At 58.7% G+C, this 20,952-nt stretch carries 23 protein-coding genes; 18 read left to right on the top strand and 5 right to left on the bottom strand.

What is annotated here, in order from left to right:
- Positions 1-891: a cytochrome c oxidase subunit 3 gene (locus AU11_RS13435; protein ID WP_043319826.1), complete on the top strand. Its 891-nt coding sequence runs from the start codon at positions 1-3 to the stop codon at positions 889-891.
- A gap of 56 nt (positions 892-947) precedes the next feature.
- Here the strand turns inward: AU11_RS13435 and AU11_RS13430 are convergent, their stop codons facing one another.
- Positions 948-1,172 carry a DUF2909 domain-containing protein gene (locus AU11_RS13430; protein WP_043320533.1) on the bottom strand — a complete coding sequence of 75 codons (225 nt, stop codon included), beginning with the start codon at positions 1,170-1,172 and terminating at the stop codon, positions 948-950.
- A 33-nt stretch (positions 1,173-1,205) separates the two neighbouring features.
- Between AU11_RS13430 and AU11_RS13425 the strand changes: the two genes are divergently transcribed.
- From AU11_RS13425 to AU11_RS17815, 6 genes are all read left to right on the top strand, one after another.
- Positions 1,206-2,054, top strand: a complete 849-nt coding sequence (locus AU11_RS13425) for an SURF1 family protein (protein ID WP_081848113.1) — start codon at positions 1,206-1,208, stop codon at positions 2,052-2,054.
- Positions 2,055-2,127: 73 nt separating this feature from the next.
- A complete protein-coding gene (locus AU11_RS13420) occupies positions 2,128-2,775 on the top strand; it encodes a hypothetical protein (protein ID WP_043320532.1) in 648 nt (215 codons plus the stop codon).
- Between the two features lie 20 nt (positions 2,776-2,795).
- Positions 2,796-3,851 (top strand): heme A synthase, encoded by a 1,056-nt coding sequence (locus AU11_RS13415; protein ID WP_051687249.1) that lies wholly within the window; start codon positions 2,796-2,798, stop codon positions 3,849-3,851.
- 65 nt (positions 3,852-3,916) lie between these two features.
- Positions 3,917-4,825, top strand: coding sequence for a heme o synthase (gene cyoE, locus AU11_RS13410; protein ID WP_043319823.1), 909 nt, complete (start codon positions 3,917-3,919; stop codon positions 4,823-4,825).
- A gap of 1 nt (position 4,826) precedes the next feature.
- Entirely contained in the window at positions 4,827-5,495 is a 669-nt protein-coding gene (locus AU11_RS13405) for an SCO family protein (RefSeq protein ID WP_043319822.1), read from the top strand.
- A gap of 116 nt (positions 5,496-5,611) precedes the next feature.
- On the top strand, positions 5,612-6,400 hold the full coding sequence (locus tag AU11_RS17815) for a CPBP family intramembrane glutamic endopeptidase (protein ID WP_051687248.1): 789 nt from the start codon (positions 5,612-5,614) through the stop codon (positions 6,398-6,400).
- A gap of 19 nt (positions 6,401-6,419) precedes the next feature.
- Here the strand turns inward: AU11_RS17815 and znuB are convergent, their stop codons facing one another.
- Together znuB and znuC are read right to left on the bottom strand one after the other, a co-directional pair.
- On the bottom strand, positions 6,420-7,229 hold the full coding sequence (gene znuB / locus AU11_RS13395) for a zinc ABC transporter permease subunit ZnuB (protein WP_043319821.1): 810 nt from the start codon (positions 7,227-7,229) through the stop codon (positions 6,420-6,422).
- Positions 7,229-8,059: a zinc ABC transporter ATP-binding protein ZnuC gene (gene znuC, locus AU11_RS13390; RefSeq protein ID WP_081848112.1), complete on the bottom strand. Its 831-nt coding sequence runs from the start codon at positions 8,057-8,059 to the stop codon at positions 7,229-7,231. Before znuC ends, znuB begins: the two co-directional genes overlap by 1 nt.
- 154 nt (positions 8,060-8,213) lie before the next feature.
- Between znuC and AU11_RS13385 the strand changes: the two genes are divergently transcribed.
- On the top strand, positions 8,214-9,134 hold the full coding sequence (locus AU11_RS13385; protein WP_081848188.1) for a metal ABC transporter substrate-binding protein: 921 nt from the start codon (positions 8,214-8,216) through the stop codon (positions 9,132-9,134).
- Positions 9,135-9,162: 28 nt separating this feature from the next.
- Here the strand turns inward: AU11_RS13385 and AU11_RS13380 are convergent, their stop codons facing one another.
- On the bottom strand, positions 9,163-9,687 hold the full coding sequence (locus tag AU11_RS13380; RefSeq protein ID WP_043319820.1) for a hypothetical protein: 525 nt from the start codon (positions 9,685-9,687) through the stop codon (positions 9,163-9,165).
- A gap of 209 nt (positions 9,688-9,896) precedes the next feature.
- Here AU11_RS13380 and polA point away from each other — a divergent pair, with 209 nt between their 5' ends.
- The 3 genes from polA to AU11_RS13365 all read left to right on the top strand — a co-directional run bounded on the left by polA (position 9,897) and on the right by AU11_RS13365 (position 14,191).
- Positions 9,897-12,650, top strand: coding sequence for a DNA polymerase I (polA, locus tag AU11_RS13375; protein WP_043320527.1), 2,754 nt, complete (start codon positions 9,897-9,899; stop codon positions 12,648-12,650).
- A gap of 871 nt (positions 12,651-13,521) precedes the next feature.
- On the top strand, positions 13,522-14,001 hold the full coding sequence (locus tag AU11_RS13370; RefSeq protein WP_156035318.1) for a hypothetical protein: 480 nt from the start codon (positions 13,522-13,524) through the stop codon (positions 13,999-14,001).
- Positions 14,002-14,011: 10 nt separating this feature from the next.
- On the top strand, positions 14,012-14,191 hold the full coding sequence (locus AU11_RS13365) for a hypothetical protein (protein WP_043319818.1): 180 nt from the start codon (positions 14,012-14,014) through the stop codon (positions 14,189-14,191).
- Positions 14,192-14,201: 10 nt separating this feature from the next.
- On the opposite strand, the gene yihA is transcribed toward AU11_RS13365, so the two are convergent.
- Positions 14,202-14,870 (bottom strand): ribosome biogenesis GTP-binding protein YihA/YsxC, encoded by a 669-nt coding sequence (gene yihA / locus AU11_RS13360; protein WP_043319817.1) that lies wholly within the window; start codon positions 14,868-14,870, stop codon positions 14,202-14,204.
- A gap of 136 nt (positions 14,871-15,006) precedes the next feature.
- Between yihA and AU11_RS13355 the strand changes: the two genes are divergently transcribed.
- The 7 genes from AU11_RS13355 to AU11_RS13325 all read left to right on the top strand — a co-directional run bounded on the left by AU11_RS13355 (position 15,007) and on the right by AU11_RS13325 (position 20,857).
- Positions 15,007-15,657, top strand: a complete 651-nt coding sequence (locus AU11_RS13355) for a cytochrome c (RefSeq protein WP_043319816.1) — start codon at positions 15,007-15,009, stop codon at positions 15,655-15,657.
- A 216-nt stretch (positions 15,658-15,873) separates the two neighbouring features.
- Positions 15,874-16,551, top strand: coding sequence for a thiol:disulfide interchange protein DsbA/DsbL (locus AU11_RS13350; protein ID WP_043319815.1), 678 nt, complete (start codon positions 15,874-15,876; stop codon positions 16,549-16,551).
- A gap of 155 nt (positions 16,552-16,706) precedes the next feature.
- Positions 16,707-17,936 (top strand): hypothetical protein, encoded by a 1,230-nt coding sequence (locus AU11_RS13345; RefSeq protein WP_156035316.1) that lies wholly within the window; start codon positions 16,707-16,709, stop codon positions 17,934-17,936.
- A 134-nt stretch (positions 17,937-18,070) separates the two neighbouring features.
- Positions 18,071-18,616, top strand: coding sequence for a hypothetical protein (locus tag AU11_RS13340; protein WP_043319813.1), 546 nt, complete (start codon positions 18,071-18,073; stop codon positions 18,614-18,616).
- 159 nt (positions 18,617-18,775) lie between these two features.
- A complete protein-coding gene (locus tag AU11_RS13335) occupies positions 18,776-19,633 on the top strand; it encodes a hypothetical protein (protein WP_156035314.1) in 858 nt (285 codons plus the stop codon).
- A complete protein-coding gene (locus AU11_RS13330; RefSeq protein ID WP_043319810.1) occupies positions 19,630-20,040 on the top strand; it encodes an ACT domain-containing protein in 411 nt (136 codons plus the stop codon). Before AU11_RS13335 ends, AU11_RS13330 begins: the two co-directional genes overlap by 4 nt.
- A 70-nt stretch (positions 20,041-20,110) precedes the next feature.
- Positions 20,111-20,857, top strand: coding sequence for a hypothetical protein (locus tag AU11_RS13325; protein WP_043319809.1), 747 nt, complete (start codon positions 20,111-20,113; stop codon positions 20,855-20,857).
- The last annotated feature ends 95 nt before the right edge of the window (positions 20,858-20,952 follow it).

The following is a 20,952-nucleotide window of genomic DNA, read 5'->3' as shown; positions in this document are numbered from 1 at the left end:
ATGGCCACAGAAAGCAGCTACTATGTTCCCGAGCAGTCCCGGCTGCCTATCTTCGCCACCATCGGCATCTTCCTGACGGCCTTCGGCGCCGCCACCTGGATCAATGGCGGCAGCTCGTATATTTTCTTTGCCGGTGCTCTGTCCATGGCCACCGTGCTGTGGTTCTGGTTCGCTGCAGTGATCAAGGAAAACATGCAGGGCCTGAACAGCGATCAGCTCAAGCGATCCTATGTGTGGGGAATGGGCTGGTTTATTTTTTCCGAGGTGATGTTCTTTGCCGCCTTCTTCGGTGCGCTCTATTACATTCGCACCTTTTCACTGCCGTGGCTCGGTGGTGAAGGGGATCGCGGTTCCTCGAATATGCTGTGGGAGGGGTTTCAGAATACCTGGCCGCTGATGGTCACCCCGGAGCAGGCAGTCAGTGGCGAGGCGGCCAAGGTGGTCGGCCCTAAAGGCATCATCGATCCCTGGCATTTACCGCTGCTCAATACGGTATTACTGCTGGCTTCCAGTGTCACTGTACACATTGCGCACGTGTATCTGAAAAAGGATAAGCGGCAGGCCTTCAATCTCTGGCTGGGTGCCACCGTGGCACTGGGTATCGCTTTCCTGTTCTTCCAGGTGGAAGAATACCTGGAAGCCTACCAGCAGCTGGGTCTGACGTTGGAATCCGGTATCTACGGCACCACCTTTTTTATGCTTACCGGTTTCCACGGTGCCCATGTGACCCTGGGCACCATCATGTTGTTGATCATGCTGCTGCGCTCGGTCATCGCCCATCACTTCAAGCCGGACGATCATTTTGGATTTGAAGCGGCCAGCTGGTACTGGCACTTTGTGGATGTGGTCTGGGTAGGATTGTTTATCTTTGTCTACGTTCTGGGTGCGTAACTGGCGTGGGGTGGAGTGGTGGATAAGCGCAGCGCATCCACCAACTTCAACCCGATTTAATATTTGTTGGCCCAGGGCGCGGTGTTGGAAAGGATCCCGCTATCAAATCCATACCAGATAGCGATCAGTAACAATGCCGCCAGAGAGATGCGAATACCCAGCGCATAAAGGGTTCGCTTGGATTGCGGCGCGCCCATATCGCGCAGTAGAAAAATCAGAGCGCTGGTCAGGCTGGCCAGCACGGCAAGAAACAACAACACGATTATTGCTTTTAGCCACATAATAAAACGCCACTTATTGAAGTATTTATTGGCATGACAGCTCCCCAAAAATCGCAGCAACACCGCGATCACGCAGTAGAAGCCGGGAACGCCGAACGCTGTACGGACCACGCGATGGATGGCAACAGTTTATCGCGTGACGCCAGTGTAGCATTTATCCGAAACTGGCCCGTCACCCTTCTCAGTCTGTGCTTTTTTCCGTTGCTTTTGAGCCTCGGCAACTGGCAACTCAATAGAGCGGCGGAAAAACAGCAGATCCAGGACCAGATCAACGGACGACTCTCCACCCAGCCGATTAACCTGACCGGGCGGGTCCCGGAGCCCGGGACGCTGAGTGCCTACACGCCAGTGCGCCTACTGGGCTTTTACAGCGATGAGTACTTCCTTCTCGACAATCGCACCCGCAATGGAAGGGTCGGCTACGAGGTATTGCAGGTCTTTGAAACCGGCAGCGGCGATGCAGCGAAAGTACGCTGGTTGATCAATCGTGGCTGGTTACCCGCCAGTAGTCACCGAAGCGAGCTGCCGCAGGTGAGCTACCCGCTCGCGGCAAAAGTAATCACCGGCTTTCTGTATCCGGGCAGTCTCGAGGGGCAGGGCCTCACCAACCCGCACAGCCGTATTCAGTCCCCGAGGCAATTGAGCCCGGAGCAGCTGAATGTTGCGCAACCGGCATGGCAGGTACGCTTAAGCGCGGACTCGGACACGGCGTTCACAACCGACTGGCAATTGATTACTTCAAGCCCCCAGAAACACACGGGATACGCAGTGCAATGGTTCACCATGGCAGCAGCGCTGTTTGTGCTGTGGCTGCTGACAGCAAGCAACCTCCGTCAAATATTGCGCGAAAAGTGGTTTAAAAAAACAACAGAACAGACATAATCATCCCATAACAATAACGAGCGCATGTGCGGACATCTGGCCGTGAATGGCGCCCAATAGCGAGGTACATAAAGTGACTGAGCAAGTTCAGGCCGAACAGGCGACAGGTCTACAGGCGTCTTCCCGGGACAAACCATCGGGCTTGGGCCGCTGGACGGGTATCGGTGTGGTTGCCTCGGTAGTGCTCCCTATTGTCGCGGCATATGTCATTTTCTACACCGGTCTGGGTATGCCCTCGGACACGGTCAATCAGGGGGAATTGCTGATCCCGGCTCAGAGCGTGGCGGAAATAGATCTGCGGCAGGACGACGGTGCACCGCTGTCGCTGGTGGATGCGGAGCCCAGGTGGCGCTATCTGATCCTCGGTGACGCACAGTGCAGCGATGAATGTGAACAGCTTCTGTATACCACTCGCCAGGTGCATATCCGTCTCGGTGACAAGGCGCGGCGGGTGGAGCGGGTCCTCGCCACGGGAGCGCCGTTGAGCAAGGAGCGTCTCCGGGATCTTGCCAACCAGCATCCCAAACTGCGCTTTTCCAGCGTAGAGCCTCAGCAACTGGATCAGTGGTTAGCGGACAGCGATCACGCTGGGCTGACGCGCCCGAGCGTATTACTGGTAGACCAGCAGGGCTACGCCATGATGGTGTACAACAATTCGCACAGTGGCAACCAGCTGTTGAAAGACATTAAACGAATGCTGAAGTACTCCTACGAGAAGTAGTGGTCAGAGGAGAGCGCGAAATGGATGTGGAATCCGACATCACTGAATTGCGAAAAAACTACAAGAAGGACTGGCGCTTTCGCCTGGCTTTGGCGGGCACCGGCCTTGCCCTGGTGGTGGTAGTGCTCGGTGCTTTCACCCGTTTGTCGGACGCCGGCCTCGGTTGTCCGGACTGGCCCGGCTGTTACGGGCACCTGTTATGGCCGGATGAGCACCATGAAATTGCCGCGGCCAACGCCGCCTTCCCGGATACCCCGGTAGAAACCCATAAAACCTGGCCCGAGATGGTCCACCGGTATTTTGCCGGTCTATTACTGCTGCTGGTGGCCGGATTAACCTATCTCTTCTGGCGCCGCCGCGGTCACCGCGGATTTATCCAGAGTCATATCCTGCTGGGTCTGATTATCCTGCAGGCCGCCTTTGGTATGTGGACTGTCACCCTCAAATTGTGGCCGCAAGTGGTCACCCTGCATTTACTGGGCGGTATGGCTACCCTGTCGGTGTTGTGGATGTTGTCGGAGCGGCTGCGATACCGCAGGCGGTTGATACCGGCTCACGAGTACACCGCGCTTCAGAAACTGCGCCCGTTGGCGGTTGCTGCGGTGATTGTTGTAAGCCTGCAGATCGCTCTGGGCGGCTGGACCAGCTCCAACTACGCGGCGCTGGCGTGCCCAGACTTTCCCACCTGCCACAACCAGTGGTGGCCCGATGCGGATTTCAGGCAGGGATTTAATATTGCGCAGCATATCGGACCGAACTATCTGGGTGGTGCGCTGGAGAGCGATGCGCGCACGGCGATCCACCTGACCCACCGCATCGGTGCAATCATTGTGACATTGATTGTGAGTCTGCTTGCCATACTCGCCTGGCGTGCCGGATCGCCCCGCTGGGGTCAGGGCCTACTCGCGGTGCTGGGCTTGCAAGTGGCCCTCGGAATTGCGAACGTGGTGATGTTCCTGCCGCTGCCAATCGCCGTGGCACACAATGCGGGCGCCGCACTGCTGCTTTTGAGCCTGCTGACATTCTGCTACCGCATCAACACGGTGCAGCCGGCAATTGGAAATTTCCCGAAATGATGTAGTGCGTATGTGGTAGAGGGTTTTGTAGTACCTCAAATAATAATGACAATGAGGTGGTAACCATGAGTACCCAGGCTGTAAGTCTCCGTCGTGCCGGGTGGCGCGATTACTATGAGCTCACCAAACCGCGGGTGGTGATGCTGATGATCCTTACCTCGGTGATTGGCATGTTACTGGCCACACCGGGCATGGTGCCGCTGGATATATTAATTCTGGGGAATGTTGGAATCGCCCTATGTGCCGGTGGCGCGGCTGCGGTAAATCACCTCGTCGATCGGCATATCGATATCAAGATGGCTCGTACTACCAACCGTCCGGTGGCGCGGGGTCGGGTCGAGCCGCAGAAAGCACTGCTGTTTGCTCTGGTTCTGGGCTGCTCCGGCATGGCGATACTACTCGCCTACGTCAATGCGCTCACTGCCTGGCTGACGCTGGCCTCCCTGCTGGGCTATGCGGTGGTGTACACCATGTTTCTCAAGCGCGCCACGCCACAGAATATCGTGATCGGTGGCCTTGCTGGCGCCGCTCCGCCGCTGCTTGGCTGGGTTGCGGTAACCGGCGAGATGCACGGCCATGGGCTTTTGCTCGCGCTGATCATTTTCGCCTGGACTCCGCCGCATTTCTGGGCACTGGCTGTGCACCGTCGCGATGACTACGCCAAGGCAGAAATCCCCATGCTGCCCATCACCCACGGGGTGCAGTACACCAAAATCCATATCCTGCTGTACACCATTATTCTGCTCGCCGTCAGTCTTCTGCCATTTGCCACCGCCATGTTAGGTTGGCTGTATCTGCTCGGTGCGGTAGTGCTTGGGCTTGGCTTTCTGTACTGGGCTATCGAAATGCTGCGGGGCCGCAACCCCAACGCGGGAATGGAGACCTTCAAATACTCGATTATTTATTTGATGGCGCTCTTCTGCATCATGTTGCTGGATCACTATCTGGTGGCGTTGCCAACAAGCGGAGTCTGACATGGGTGAAAACCTGCATCACACACCGGCACAGAAGCGGGGCATCTTGCTTACCGTTGCAGTGCTGGTTCTGTTTATGATCGCCGTCCTGGCGGGTTTTTTAAATAAAATGAATCAGCCGCGAGTAATTACCGATGCGGAGTTGCGGGCCAATGGCGCAATCAAACTGGAGCGGCCGCGCATTCTGGACGAATTTGAATTGATTGCGGACAGTGGTGACGTGTTCAAAACCACACAACTGGCCGGGCGCTGGACATTGGTATTTTTTGGCTTTACCCACTGTCCGGATGTGTGCCCCACCACTTTATCCACTCTGAATAATTTTTATCAGACACTGGATGACGATACCCGGGAGAACACGGATATTCTGTTGGTATCGGTCGACCCGCTGCGAGATAAGCCACAGCAACTCCAGGAGTATGTGCGCTACTTTAACCCGGACTTTTATGGGGTGACCGGCGAATTCATCAACCTAAAACGTTTTGCCAACCAGCTGAACGTGCCGTTCAATAAGGTGCCTCTCGACGATGGGCAATACACTGTCGATCACGGGTCCCAGGTAGTATTGATCAACCCGCGCGGGCACTATCACGGCTTTTTCAAAGCGCCCCTGGATCCGGCGAAAATGAAACTGACGTACCGTTCAATGCGTGCCACTTATAACGGCTGAGCGACAGTGATCACGGTAGGGGAGTGTAGCAGGCGCTATGATGGCGCCTGTTCTTGTTTACCCACTCTGGTGAGCAGAACCGAACAATTCGCCAACGTGCTGAAAATGGATTTTCTATGTTTTCACTCAATGTACAGCGGGGGACGCCGGTGATTGCCGCGGACGCCCCGATTGATGGTAAGTCACTCTGGATGCCTGCGGCATTTCTCTGTCTGCTGGCAATTCCCTTCGGCTGGATCGGTATATTTGCCCCTGCCATCTGGCTCGGCCTGGTGGCGATGGACAGCGCCCAAGGCTGGAAAAAGGCGGTAAGCTATGTGATTACGGGGTTGCTGATGCTGGTGGTGACCAGTGGCGCCATCCCGGGTAACGATCACATCCTGTTGATGGAGCCCTACCTGCAGAACGGCAGTGAGATATATCCCAGCTTTCGCCCGGCCAAAGCGGTTATTGCGGTGACCCTGGTGCTGTTTATGCTGGTGCGGCCGCAACCGCTGAAACGCAAAGACCTGCCATTGATGGCCACCGCCATCTCCGCCCCGATTGTCGCGGGTGCTGTCTTTCTCGACTTCCAGCCTAAGCTCACTACTAGCATCGCCCTTGCCGCACTGCTCAACCTGGTGATTGTGTGTATCGCCGAAGAGGGTTTCTTCCGTTGGGTACTGCAGCGTGGGCTGGGCCAATGGCTACACCGCTGGCCGTGGATTCCGACCATTCTGGTAACCCTGCTGTTCACCTATCTGCACACGGGCTGGGCTGTTTCCACCACCATGTTGTCGCTGGTTGGGCTCGCGGGCCTGGGTTACGCGCTGATCTGGCAATTGCGTGGCAGCTTCTGGGCCTGCGTGTTAACTCACTGGGGGGTAAATCTGTTGCATATGACCTTGCTGCAATATCCGGGTTGAGCCGTTGACATGATATGAATCAGGCAGTTGTTTCCCGGTGAAACAACTGCCCAATCAAAAACAGGCAGCCCGCCGCCAGCACGATCGACGGCCCTGCCGGGCTATCCCACAGCACCGACGCCGCAAGGCCGACGGTCACCGAAATACAGCCGATCAGTGCGGCGAAGCCGGCCATCTGCTCCGGGGTGGTCGAAATACGGCGTGCGGTGGCGGCGGGGATAATCAGCAGGGCGGTGATCAGCAGTACCCCCACCACTTTCATGGCGATGGCAATCAGCAGTGCCAGCATTAGCATCAGCGCCAGGCGCACTCTTTCAACCCTGACGCCCTCGACTGCCGCCAGTTCCTCGTGCAGGGTGAAGGCGAGCAATTTCGGCCATAAAAAGACCAGCAGTAAAGCGATCACCAGGGTGGCGATGGCCATCAATACGAGATCCTGAGTGGTTACCGCCAACAGATCACCCAGCAGCAGCGATAAAAGATCCACATTGATATCCAGCAGGCTGACGGTGACGATCCCCAAGGCCAGCATGGAGTGGGACAGAATGCCCAGCAGGGTATCCACAGACAGATTCTGGCGGCGCTGAAAATAAACCAGTAGCACTGCCAGCAGACAGCTGCTTGCCACTACCGCCAGTGTGGGCTGGATATGCAATACGAAACCGAGGGTCACGCCAAGTAGGGCGGAGTGAGCGAGGGTGTCGCCGAAATAGGCCATGCGCCGCCATACCGCAAAACAGCCCAGGGGGCCACTCACCAGCGCCACCAGCAGACCGGCGGAGAGGGCGTACCAGAGGAAAGTCGATTGGAGAACGTGGGACCATTCCATCAGTCGATCTCTCCGGAGTCTGTCGAAGATGTCCGCGATGGAGGGGGGGTTATCGCGTGGTCGTGGTCGTGATCGCAGCCCTCGTCCACGATTTCACCACCGATGTCGTGGTGGTGATTGTGATGGTGGGTGTAGGGTGCCAGTTTATCGCCGAACATCTCCAGATAAGCCGGGTCCTTGCTGACCTGCTCCGGGTGACCGTGGCAGCAGATATGCTGGTTCAGGCACAGTACCCGGTCTGTGGCGGCCATCACCAGGTGAAGATCGTGAGAGACCAGTAACACGCCGCAGTCGAGTTCATCACGCAACTGGTCGATCAACTGGTAAACCTCGCTCTGGCCGCCCAGATCGACACCCTGAGTAGGCTCATCGAGCACCAGTAATTGCGGCCTGCGTGCCGCTGCGCGGGCCAGTAGCACCCGCTGCATCTCACCGCCGGACAGGTCCGCCAGGCGCGAATTGGCCAGATGTGGAGCGGCAACGCGGTCCAGTGCGTCCGCCACCTTGACCCCACTGATCCCCAGCTGCAGAAAGCGCGCCACGGTCATCGGCATGGTGGCATCGATCTGCAGGCGCTGGGGCATATACCCCAGACGCAGGCCCGGCAGCCGCTCTACCCGACCGGTGGTGGGTTTGGTCAGCCCCAGTAGCAGCCGCAGCAGGGTGGTCTTGCCCGCACCATTCGGGCCGATCACGGTAACGATCTCGGCGGGATGCAGCGTCAGGGAAATATCCTGTAACAGCCGCCGACCAGCGATTTCCAGGCTGACCTGGTGAGCGCGGATAAGCGGTGCGGTTGGGCTGAGGGGGCTCTCCTGCGGACTCTTCAAGGGACTTCCAGACTGGATGACTGACGGGTTTAAAAGGTGGGAATTGGCTGGCGAGTGTAAGCTGGCTGTGATTATATCGCATCCCCTAAATTGGGTGTCATTAACGGCACCTGCGTTACTTGATCCGAAATTGCACCGCTTGAGCCGCCTGTTGATGTCTGAAATAGCCCTTCGCCTGATTACCGCACTGACCATTGTTGCGACCAGCGTGTTCGCGACCGGCGGCTGCAGTCCACAGGAGCAGATCGAGAAGCAGGGGGCACTCAAGGTTGTCGCCAGTATAGGCCCGCTGGCCATGATTGCCCGTGAAGTGGCTGGGGACGACGCTACGGTGCAGCAGCTGATCCGCAATGGGGACCCGCACCATTTTGCCCCCAAAGTCTCTGACCGCCTGAACCTGGAGGCGGCGCAGCTGGTGGTGTGGATGGGACCGCCAATGGAGTCGGTACTGGCGCGGCAGATGGCACTGGTGCCCGCTGAACGTCAGCTGGTGCTATTGGCTGATGAAACGGCCTACGAATATGAAGGCGCGGAACCCACAGACCCCCACCTGTGGCTGCGGCCCCGCAATGCGGCGGTCATGGCCGCGATGATTGCCACGCGTCTTGCCAGCGCCGATCCGGATAATGCGGTGCACTACCGGCAGCGCGCTCGGGATTTCTCCCGTGCCATGTCCAACCTGCAAAAGGTGCAGGACCGCGCACTCTGGGCGTATAAAGATGCTCCTATCGTCACCACCCACCAGGCCTACAGTCATTTTTTTGGCGCAGCGGGTGTCGAGGTTGAGAGTCTGGCGGGATCGGCGGATCACCAGCATGGGGCGCGGACCCTGGTGCAAAAGCGCCGCAAATCAGAGGGAGACCAATCGGAAGGCGCCGTAGCTGGCTGCCTGTTTGGTGAGGCTCCCGCCAACGACCGTGACCGACAGACTGCCGCCAACCTCAATCTCGGTTATCAGGCGCTAGACCCGTTGGGGGTTTACCTACCGGGAAGCGCGGGTTATCGGGACCTGATGGAAAAACTGCTTGCGGACGCGCGCCTGTGCCTCGCGCGCATTCCGGATCGCAGCGAGTAATCCTCCAGCTTTGTGGCGCCACACCGGGTCAGGAGGGCTCCTGTTCCGGATCTGGCTGTTGCTCGTCCTCCACCTGCAGTTCGTCCAGCTTGAGTTCAAGCGTCGGTACCACCCGGTCGGCTCCCTCATCGAGGGCCGCAGGCGCCGCAGAGGCCGGTGCCGAAACATCGGTCTCAAGTGATGGTCGCGGCGCCGACTCCTGTGCCACCTGCTGTGTCTCCTGCGCCGGCTTCAGGAAAGCTTTGACCTGCTGTATCTGCACGCTGCGGACATTGTCCAGCAGCGCCCGCCGGTTCTGCTCTTTCAACATTTCCTGCCGATACTGTTCGCGGTTCTGCTCTTCGACCAGATACACGTTGCTGACGGTTTTCGCCTCGCTTAGCACTTCCGGTACGGCATATGTACTGGTCTCCACATGCTCCATGGTTTCGGCGGCGTAAGCCGAGCCTGTGTTTGCCTGCGTCCGCGGTACCTGCTGATCGGCGCCCTCGCCAAAGGCGGTACCGTTAAACCCCAGGACCAGTGCCAGGGGAATGAAAAGATGGGATTTCATGATCGTGTGCCTCGCTGCGACTTCCCTATACCAAGCCTAGAAGCTGCGGCCGAAACGGGGGTGACACTGAGATGACTGGCGCGGCGGTGACGATGGATTGAACGGCGCAGCGTCAAAATTCGCCGCCGGTGCACGAGCGAAATTCTTCCAAGGCGGGTATCCTGTCGCCCAACAATTCCGACCCACGCAAATCGAATTCCCAACTGTCTATGAGCAACGCCAAGACCTCTTCCGCGCCACTGATTCTGGTGGACGGCTCCTCCTATCTGTACCGCGCGTTTCACGCCCTGCCGCCGCTACAAACCAGCAATGGCCAACCCACGGGCGCTGTACGCGGGGTCATCTCCATGCTACGCAAGCACTTGAAGGAGCACCCGGACAGCCCGGTGGTGGTGGTATTCGACGCCAAGGGCAAGACCTTCCGCGACGAACTGTTTGAAGAGTACAAGGCCCAGCGCCCACCAATGCCGGATGATCTGCGCGCGCAGGTTCAGCCGATTCACGACATCATCGACGCCATGGGGCTGCCGCGCCTGGTGATCGACGGGGTGGAAGCGGACGATGTGATCGGTACCCTGGCGCTGCAGGGCGCAGAGCAGGGCATGGAAGTGATCATCTCCACCGGCGATAAGGACATGGCTCAGCTGGTGCGCCCGGGGGTGACCCTGGTGAACACCATGTCCAACACCGTACTGGATGTGGAAGGGGTGAAAGAGAAGTTTGGTGTGGGCCCGGAGCTGATCATCGACTTTCTCGCGCTGATGGGCGACAAGGTGGACAACATTCCCGGCGTCCCCGGTGTGGGCGAAAAAACCGCACTGGCGCTTTTGCAGGGGATCGGCAGCTTGAAAGACATTTATGCGGACCTCGATGCGATTGCGCCACTGGGTTTCCGCGGTTCAAAAACCCTGGCTAAGAAGATGGAAGAGCACAAAGACGCCGCAGAAATGTCCTATGTGCTCGCCACCATCAAGACCGATGTGGCAATGGACTACCGGCCCGAGAGCCTGAGCAACGGTGAGCCGGATACCGACAAGCTGCGCGAGCTGTTTAAAGAAATGGAATTCCGCAGCTGGGTGGAAGAGCTGGCCGGCGGAGGCGATGCCGAGTCCGCCGCCGAGGCCATGGCAGTTGAACGTATCTCTCGTAACTACAGCATCATCCTCGACGAAAAAGAGCTCGATAGCTGGATCGAAAAACTGAAAAAAGCCGACGTCTTCGCCTTCGATACCGAAACCACCAGCCTCAACTACATGCAGGCCAAACTGGTGGGCGTGAGCTTTGCCGTGGAAGCCGGCGAGGCCGCCTACCTGCCTCTCGCCCACGACTATATGGGGGCACCGGCACAGATCGATTTCGACAAGGCGCTGGCTAAACTCAAGCCGATTCTCGAGGACGAGCAATACAAAAAAGTCGGCCAGAACCTCAAATACGACAGCCACATTCTCGCCAATTACGATATCGAACTGCGCGGTATCGCCCGCGACACCATGCTCGAATCCTACGTGCTGAACAGCACCGGCAGCCGCCACGATATGGACACCCTCGCGCTGAAATACCTGGGCGAGACCACCATCAAGTTTGAAGACATCGCCGGCAAGGGCGCCAAGCAGCTCACCTTCAACCAGATCGAGCTGGACAAGGCGGGCCCCTACGCGGCGGAAGATGCGGATATCACCTTGCGCCTGCATCGGGAATTGAGCTGTCGTCTGGGCAAAGAGCCAAGCCTGGAAAAAGTCCTCGACGAGATCGAAATGCCGTTGGTGCCGGTGCTCACTCATATCGAGCGCAACGGGGCCTATATCGATGCGGCCATGCTGAAAAAGCAGTCCGGCGAGCTGGAAGAAAAAATGCGCGCGCTGGAACAACAGGCGTACGACGAGGCCGGCGAGGAGTTCAATCTCGGCTCCACAAAACAGCTGGGCACCATCCTGTTTGAAAAACTGGAAATCCCGGTGATCAAGAAAACCCCGAAAGGGGCACCGTCCACTGCGGAACCGGTGCTGCAGGAACTGGCGCTTTCCCACAAGCTGCCGGCGCTGATCATGCAGTACCGCGGTATGGCCAAGCTGAAAAACACCTACACCGACAAACTGCCGCTGATGATCGACCCGGCCACCGGCCGCGTGCACACCTCCTACCACCAGGCGGTGGCCGCCACCGGTCGCCTGTCGTCCTCGGATCCCAACCTGCAGAATATTCCGATCCGCACCGAAGAGGGCCGTCGAATTCGCCAGGCATTCGTTGCCGACCCACGCATCAATGGCGGCAGTGCAATCGTGGCCGCGGACTACTCGCAGATCGAGCTGCGCATCATGGCGCATCTGTCCGGCGACAAGGGATTGCTGGATGCCTTCGCTGAGGGTGCAGACATTCACCGCGCGACCGCGGCGGAAGTGTTCGAAGTGCCCGTGGACGAAGTGTCTGACGAGCAGCGCCGCCGCGCCAAGGCGATCAACTTCGGTCTGATTTACGGCATGAGTGCGTTTGGCCTCGCCAAGCAGCTGGATATTCCGCGGGGCGACGCCCAGACCTATATCGACCGCTACTTCGAGCGCTACCCGGGTGTGCTGGCGTATATGGAAAACACCCGCAAGCAGGCTGCGGACAAGGGCTATGTGGAAACCCTGTTCGGCCGCCGCCTGTATCTGCCGGAGATCAATTCCCGCAACGGGATGCAGCGCCAGGCCGCTGAGCGCACCGCCATCAACGCGCCCATGCAGGGCACCGCGGCGGACATTATCAAGCGCGCAATGATCGCGGTGGATGCCTGGTTGCGGGACGAGAAGCTAGAGACCCGCCTGATCATGCAGGTGCACGATGAGCTGGTACTGGAAGTGCCGGCGGACGAGCGGGCGCTGGTGGTAAAACGCATCCCGGAACTGATGCAGGCCGCCGCGGAACTGGACGTGCCGCTGATTGCCGAACTGGGTGAGGGTGCCAACTGGGACGAGGCGCACTAAAAATTTTTAATTTTTTTTAAATTTTTTGGTTTCCGGCGGAACTCCGCCGGAAACAGCCCCTCTAACTAAGCAAGATCGTTGGATTGCAACATCATCCCCCAAAGCTTAGTCAGAAGCCCCTCGCCCCGAAGCTACCCCCATCGGGGCTTTTTTTTGCCTGAAATTTGTACGACGGTGGTCAATAGCGCGGAATACTTTACCGGGTACTGTCTACAAATTGCGCGAAGAGTAGGGTTTTTAGAGTGCCTCGGGGAATAAAGTCTCAGAAACGGAATTTTTTGCCCGCACGGGCGAGATAGGTGGGATACAGTTGCAGCGTCCGAACAGCGAAAAAAAGTGGGGAACCTCGGTGCCCCAGCTTAGTCTTTGTACTGAAGGATTTGGTGTTAAAGGGTTCGCATCGGATGCAGTGGAATTTGGGTGAGAACCCAAGGTCGCGCCCGTCCCCCTGGGCGCGGCTCCCCAGTGTCCATCCCCAAGGACACTGACCCCTGGCCGGCAGCTGCAATCTGCCGGCTTTTTTTTGCCCGCGATTTCCGTCGGCCGCTGGACCGCCTGCCTGCGAGCCTCGCAACCCAACATCCCGTTTTAAGCCCAAAAGACATCCTGTGAGACCGCGTTCGCCTTCGCAGAGCGCGAAATAAGAGCGGCATGTTTTTAGTCTAGACGAATTCTGGCGGCGCAAGTCACCCGGCAATACCCCTGAGTGATCATTTAATTGCAAGTGATAATTAATCGCACTAAAGTGGTGTGAAGAATCCGGCCTTTCTGTTTGGGGGCCGAATACACGTGGATTTGCCATCGGATCGGCCCACATCCGCTCAGGGGATTGTGAAGGGGCCAGAGAGTGGCCAGACAGAGGGGGAGTCTTGTGAACCTGCGATTTCTATGTGCCAACCACCGCCAGTGGTTAATGGAGGATACCCGCCGGGCCGAACAGGCATGGCTGGAGTGGATGGAGCGCGGCAGCGTGCTGTGTGAGGAGGGGAATCAGTCCCGGGCCATTCCATTTCTCGGATGTGCCTTTGAACTGGCGGATTTCTTACTGTTGAAGCGTGCCCCGGGGTTTGCGGTTGCAGCACTGCGCTTTACCGACAGCGCGCGCCAGCTTATGGAGGCTTATCGGCGGCAGGGCGAAACCGGGCATGCAAACTATGTTCAGGTGACCTCCAGCTCGCGTTTGGCCCGTGAATTGGGGGACAAAGTCAATTACCAACTAACCGCGGACTGTATCCGCACCCTGTATACCGGTGAGATCGATCTGCCACCGGGGGTGGCGGAGCGCGTAAAGGCGAGCGGTGGTTGGCAACCTGTGGCGGGCGCCACGGGTGCGTCTACACCGTTGCATTGAGGGTGCAGCCGTGGCCACAACCGAGCACTTTCTCACGGTCCAGATCAGTCAGCGCACACTGGTATCTCTGATTGCGCGCCGGCAGCTCACCGCAGAGCAGCTGCGTGGACTGACCCCAACCGCCCGCCGCACTCTGCGGCGCATTCTCCTCGAAAGCCTGCGCGAGGACGCGCCGCTCGGGCGCCACTGATCGGGTAGCTTCAGCTATCGCCACCCTCCAGTTCGGTATCGTCTGCTTCGGTGGCGTCTGCCAGGGACAGCCACTGATTCAGCTGTCGCTCCAGTTTGTCGAGCCCCTTGCGCTTGGGGGCGGAGAAAATCTGCACCGTGACATTACGGTCAAGCTCCAGTGCCTTGAGTTCTTTTTCCACCGCAAAGCGCGCGTTGTTGGCGGGGCCGTTTTTCAGTTTGTCCGCCTTGGTGAGCAGAATGTGAGTGGGTAGCCCGGAGGTGGTAGCCCAGCTCAGCATCTGCAGATCAAACTCTTTCAATGGCTGGCGAATATCCATCAGCAGCACCAGACCTTTCAGGCAGTGGCGCTGTTCCAGGTAAAACGCCAAGTGGCGCTGCCACTCATCCTTCATTGAGCGGGCTACCTTGGCGTAGCCGTAGCCGGGAAGGTCCACTAACCGCTGCTGCTCACTCAGCCGAAAAAAGTTGATCAACTGGGTGCGACCGGGAGTTTTCGACGTGCGCGCAAGCTTGCCATTGTCGGTCAAAGCATTGATGGCACTGGACTTACCTGCATTGGAGCGCCCGGCAAAGGCGACTTCGGCGCCGGAATCCTCCGGACACTCTGCCAGGGTCGGCGCGCTGATAAGGAATTCCGCTCGGCGGAAATTGATTCGTTCTACATTGGATTCAGACATGGGCCTTCCCGGTACACTCAGATGGCGCGCAAGTATATAATGCCGCGGTTTTATCGTCGCTGATGGCTGCCCGGCGTTTGGTTGCCGTCGACAGCGAAGATCGAATGCAAAACTTCAGCGCGCAACAGGACGACGTATGAACAGCATTATAAAGAAGGCCGCTCTGGCTTTGGGGATGGTAGCTTTCGCCCAGGTGGGACACGCTGCCGGTGACGCCAGTGCGGGACAGGCCAAGGCTGCGGCATGTGTAGCCTGTCACGGTGTAGATGGCAACAGCCCGGCGCCGACCTTTCCGAAGATTGCCGGTCTCGGTGAAAAATACCTGCTCAAGCAGATGCACGACATCAAGGACGGCGCCCGCAAGGTACCGGAAATGACCGGCATGCTGGATAACCTGAACGATCAGGATATGGCCGATGTCGCCGCGTATTTTGCTGCCCAGAACATCCAGATTTCCGGGTCTGACCAGTTCACCGTGATGCTGAACAACGGCGATACCGTGAATGCGCTGGAACTGGGTCGCAAGATTTTCCGCGCCGGCAACGCCGACACCGGTGTGGCTGCATGTATGGGATGTCACTCGCCGACCGGTCAGGGCAATGCGCCTGCGGGCTACCCGCGCCTCTCCGGGCAGTATGCCGAATATGTGGAAAAGCAGCTGAAGGCTTTCCGCGAAGGCACGCGCGCCAACGATGGGGATGCCCGCACCATGCGCACCGTGGCGCGCCAGCTGTCGGACGCCGAGATCAAGGCGGTGGCCAACTATGTGGCAGGCCTGACCGAGTAACCACCACACGCAATAAATCTCAGCGTGTGAGCTATCCGACAAAAGACCGGTCTCAGACCGGTCTTTTTGTATTTGGCCGCCGCGCACGGGTTGCACCGGGCGGTGGGAACTTCAATAATCTTCGCGGTCTATATTCAGCCGGGCGACAGTTAGGCCTAAGTACCCTGTGGGTAATCTGTCCCCGTCACCCAGAATAAAAGTTTGGAGTAAGTACCTATGAGAGCCGTCGTCGCACTATTTACCATGCTGCTGAGCCTCGCAGCCTGCGCCCAGGAAGCCCCGGGCAAGTTCAAGGCCGGCCAGCACTACGAAGTGCTGCCCCAGGCCGTCGCCCAGGATGACGACAGCAAAATCGAGGTAACCGAGCTGTTCTGGTACGGTTGCGGTCACTGCTATCACTTCGAGTCGCCGCTGAAAAAATGGCAGAAGACCATGCCGGCTGATGTGTCACTGACCAAGATCCCCGCCATCTGGCAGCCGGTAATGGAAGTGCACGCGCGCATGTTCTACGTGGCTGACGCCATGGGCGTACTGGACAAGGTTCACGATCCGATCTTTGGCGCTATTGCCCAGCAGCGCAAAATGTTTGCCAACCGCGATGGCCGCGAATGGAAGCCGGATGATGCCGCCATTGCCGAAATTTTCACTCAGGCTGGTGCCGACGGCGACAAAGCGGTGAAACTGATGAACAGCTTCGCCATCAACAGCAAGGTCAAGCAGGGGCAGGCCAAACAGCGCGCGTATAAGCTGTCTGGAACGCCCGAGATGGTTGTCGCTGGTAAATATCGTGTCAGCACCTCACTGCCGGGCTTCAAGGGCAAGTCCAATGGTCAGCAGATGATGCTGGATGTGGTGGATTTCCTGGTGGAAAAAGAGCGCAGCGAAAAGGGCTGATTGCCATCGACCAAGTTCCTGAAAACCCCGCCTCTGCGGGGTTTTTTCTTGCCGGAAGGTGGGAAATCGCCACGAAATCTATGCGTCTCAACCCCGCACAGCCGAGCACTGCTAGGCTAAAAGCGGGTGCCGCCACCAATTCCACCAGAATCACAATGCACCAGACTCGCCCGTTGCCACAGAATGTCTCACTGATCGCCAAGGGGTTGTGCGGCCTGTACCTGCTGTTGCTCGCCGGTTTGGCCCTGGCGCAGACACCGGACAGCTCAGCCGATGCTCAGCAGAATACCGCGGCGCGGGCGGTCAGCCTGCTCTCGTTCGTGGCGGTAGATTACCCGGATGCGGTGCAGGACGGTGCGATCAGTGACCGTGGCCTGTACCGCCAGACGCGGGACAATGCGGAATTTGCCAGCGGTTTGGTAGAGCAGCTGCCGGACAGGCCTGGTCGCACCCAGTTGCTCGGAGCCTTAGCCTCACTGAACAGCGCCATAGCCGGCAAATCTTCCGCGCAATCAGTCCGGCGTCAGGCCAACGCTGCCGCCGATCGCCTGGCTGCCCTCTATCAGTTGCCGCGCTCGCCGGCGGAGTCTCTGCCTGCCGCCAGTGAAGCCCGCGCCCTCTATCAGGATCGCTGCCAGCACTGCCACGGAATTGACGGTGCCGCCGACCAGCCGGAGCGGGTTCTCAACGACCCGGTCCGTATGGCCAACCTGAGCCTTTACGATTTTTACAACGTGCTCGAGCCCACGCGCAACGACGCCCATGACGAAGCAGTGGACAGTGATCTCAGCAGCCGTCAGCGCTGGGCACTGGCGGTCAAGGTCGCCTCGTTTAGTGCACCAGCACTGGCACCAGCGCCGAAGCTCGCCAAGCGCTATCCCGCTCTGGTGGGGCTGCCGGGTATCGCCGTTCTGCGCCCGGCCACGCTTCCGGACGAAGCGCGAGAGTCCTTGATGTGGTGGCGCGCGCACCCGGTGGAAACCCGTGCTCTGCAGCATCCCCTGGCTCGCGCCGCCGGACTCGTGTACCTCGCCCAGACCACCTACCGCAGTGGTGATACCGCCAGCGCCTATCACCAGATCATGCTCGCGCTGCGCACCGGCTATCTCCCGGCCCGGGGGCAATTGGCCGCGCGTAACCCGGCGCTCGCCACCCAGCTCGATCAGCAGTGGCAGGAGCTGCGCACCGCAATCCTCGAGCGGGCACCCTCCACCGAGGTGATAGAACAGTTCCAGCGCCTGCTGGCGAATGTGGTGAAGGGGCGGGAACTGCTGCAGCCTACCGGTGGTAGTGCCATCTATGGTTGGGCGGCACTGATGTTTGTTGCCGCGGTGGGGGTGGGGGCTCTTTTGTGGTTTGGTTTGCGCCGTCGGCGAAAAACGTAGACCCATAGGCTGGTGTGGCGCGAAAACAAAGAAAATTGTCGCTTATGCTGCCACAGTTGAGATTTACGACTAGTCTTTTAATTAGGTTGATCAATTAACCGCCAGTCGTAGAACCCAACAGAGAAGAGTGCCGCATGAAGTTGTTGCGTCAGTTGTCCTTCCGTCCCGTTCTTGAATCACTGCTGCAGGCCTACGCCCTCACGTTTGCAGTCTTTCTAATCCTTCCCACCTTCGCCGAAGCCCAGGAGCATACCCCGGATCAGGCCGCCGCCAAAAACTGGGTGGGCAACTGGCTGGTGGTCGGCCAGGGGGATGAACAGCTCGTGTGGCAGCTCAAGGCTGACGGCACTGGCTTCGCCCACGGTTTCCGCAAAGACGGCCAGCTCACCCACGGTTTTGCCATTTCCTGGCGGTTCGAGGGAGATACCGTGCGTATCCGCACCGGCGGCACTCTGCACTGCAACAGTGGCATGGTGTATGCGCAATTTACCGGTTGGAGCCCCGTCACCCTAGACTTCAACGTGATCGACGGTCGCCATTGGCGCCAGCACAACGGCGGTATCCTGGCCTTCCAACGCCGTCTTGCAGACTGGGAAACCCCCAATCATGGTGCGGAGTGTCCCAACCTGTATCAGCGCGACCGCAGTGAGACCCAGCAGACCGCCTCGGCAGGGAACTGAGGGTTGGACCCAGCCAAGTCATTCGCCCGGCCCGTGCAGGTACCGACGTCACAGGTAACAGTATCCGGGTCCGTGCCGGCGAAGGAAATCGCCGGCTCCGGCCAGCGGGATCGGCAACTCTCTCAGGGACGAATAAAGCGCAAGCGGAGCCCGGCAGTTATGCAGCCACGCTTTATTCCAACACTTCGCGCCGCGAGTCACAGAGCTCTGTTACTCACGGCCATGGTACTGGCTCCGGTAGCCGTCACCACCGCCCAGGACAATGGTGCCGAAGCGGAGGAAACCGATACTGCAGAAGTGCAGAAACACAACCAGCAGGGCGATGCACAGCATCCCGGCTGGAGCGCAGAGTCCCGCCTTGAGGCGGATCAGTGGGTGGGCAGCTGGCTTATCTCCCGGGATGGTGAGGCCCAGCATGTATGGAGTCTCAATAAAGACGGTACCGGTCGCTCATACGCCTTCAGTCGCAGCGGCGACAAGATGAAATTCTCCTACGGTTACGACATCAGCTGGTATTTCGACCCGTTTACCCAGATGGCCAATATCAAGACCGAACGCCGTATCGTATGTCGCGGTGGGCGCTTGTACCCCTATTTCCTCACCCTCAAATCTTACGAAAGTGATTATGCCGTGAAGGGCAAGTACGCCTGGCAGACCACCTGGACGGAAGCGAGCATCGGCCGCAATTATCTGCACAAATCTCTGGTGGTGTTTGTCGCGCCGTTGTCCGGCTGGCACAACCCGGAGAAGGATGCACCCTGTCCCACCTTCCCGCGTATGGATATCGAAAACGATATCGACCTGGCGCTCGATCGCTGGGAGCAGGAAGCGCAGCAGGCGCAACAGTTGGTGGATACCACCCCGGTGGAAGGTGAGCCCGAGTTTGAGGGTGAGAGTTTCGAGACCGAAAAATCTGGCCCGGCGGTACAGAAGCCCAAGGGCAAACTGCCAAACCACAAACGCGACAAGAGCGCCAAGGCGCGCGTGAAAGACAAATCCAGGAGAGAACGCCGATGAATGCACAGGTAAAAATCGACCAGCTGTTATTGCGCCTTACTCCGATTCTGGACCGCGAACGGTTGGGTCTATGCAATCTGGACGAGACACAGTTGCAGAAGCTGTTGCCCGAGTGCCGGTGCATTTTCCGTGAGCGAGAAGGCATCTGTGCTCTGCTGCCGCGCCATATAGCTGAAGATGCAAAACTGGCTGTGGAAGACGATTATCGCCAGATTACCCTGCACTACGCCGCCGGTGTCCAGGTGCCCGGGCTCACCGCGATTATTCTGCGAGAGTTGGCGGATGCCGGGATTCAGGTCAACGTGGTATCCGCGCGCTGTCACGAACATGTTCTGGTGCGAGATTGTGATGCGGCTCAGGCCATGCAGATTCTGTATGGCATCAGCAATCGGCTGCAATACAGCTGAGACCCGGGTACACCGCATTTCCGAAAACCACTGATGGCAGGGAGTGCCGCACAGGAGCTCCTTGCCGACCATGCATATTGCCTATCCGCCGCCACTTCCTCACGGACCTATTCGCCAGCTATTGCCGGATTTTTTTGTCGTGCGGGGGCAGGCCCGTATTGCTCCCGGAGTACTGGTCAATCGCAATATGGGCATAGTGCGCAGCGGAGATGAGTTACTGCTGGTCAATCCGGTGCGCCTCAACGCGGCGCAGGAAGAGCGGCTCACTGAGCTCGGTACGGTGCGCCAGGCCGTGCGTCTGGGCTATTTTCATGGCTGTGACGACCTCTACTACCGGGATCGTTTTAACGTGTTTTTCTGGCGCCAGTCCCACTCCGATCACTATCCGCTTCCACCCGCCGACCAGTTTCTCGTCGACGGTGGCACCTGCCCGGTCACCGGCGGCCGGGTGTTCGAATTCAGTAACAGCAGCGTACCGGAAGCCGCACTGCTGATTCCCCATGCCGGGGGCCTGCTGCTGACCTGTGATGCGTTGCAATACTGGAACGGATGGACCGCGTGCAACTGGGCGGGCAAGTGGATGCTACGTCTCAGCGGCGTTCATCAGGGCATGCAGGTGGCGCCGGGCTGGTGCCGGCGCGCCACCCCGGACAGTGAAAACAATCAGCGCTGGCTGGCCGCAGACTTCCAGCGTCTGCTGCAGCTGCCTTTTCAGCATATGCTGGCAGGTCATGGGGACTTCTGCGCGGACCGGGCTCATGAACTGGCCGAGCAGGCGGTCGCCAGCAGCTTCAGCTGCCTGCAACCCGGCCACTGACCCCGATCCTGTTTGCCTTTGTCTACCTTACGCCGATGCTCCACCGGCGAGCGTGATAAGCTGGCGCCGATTCCAAGAACAGGTTTGAGTCCAGC

It is taken from the genome of Microbulbifer sp. HZ11 (assembly GCF_000708675.1).
Taxonomy (GTDB): domain Bacteria; phylum Pseudomonadota; class Gammaproteobacteria; order Pseudomonadales; family Cellvibrionaceae; genus Microbulbifer.
Note: the sequence above shows the minus strand (reverse complement) of the source record. Positions and strands in the feature narration are given on the sequence as shown.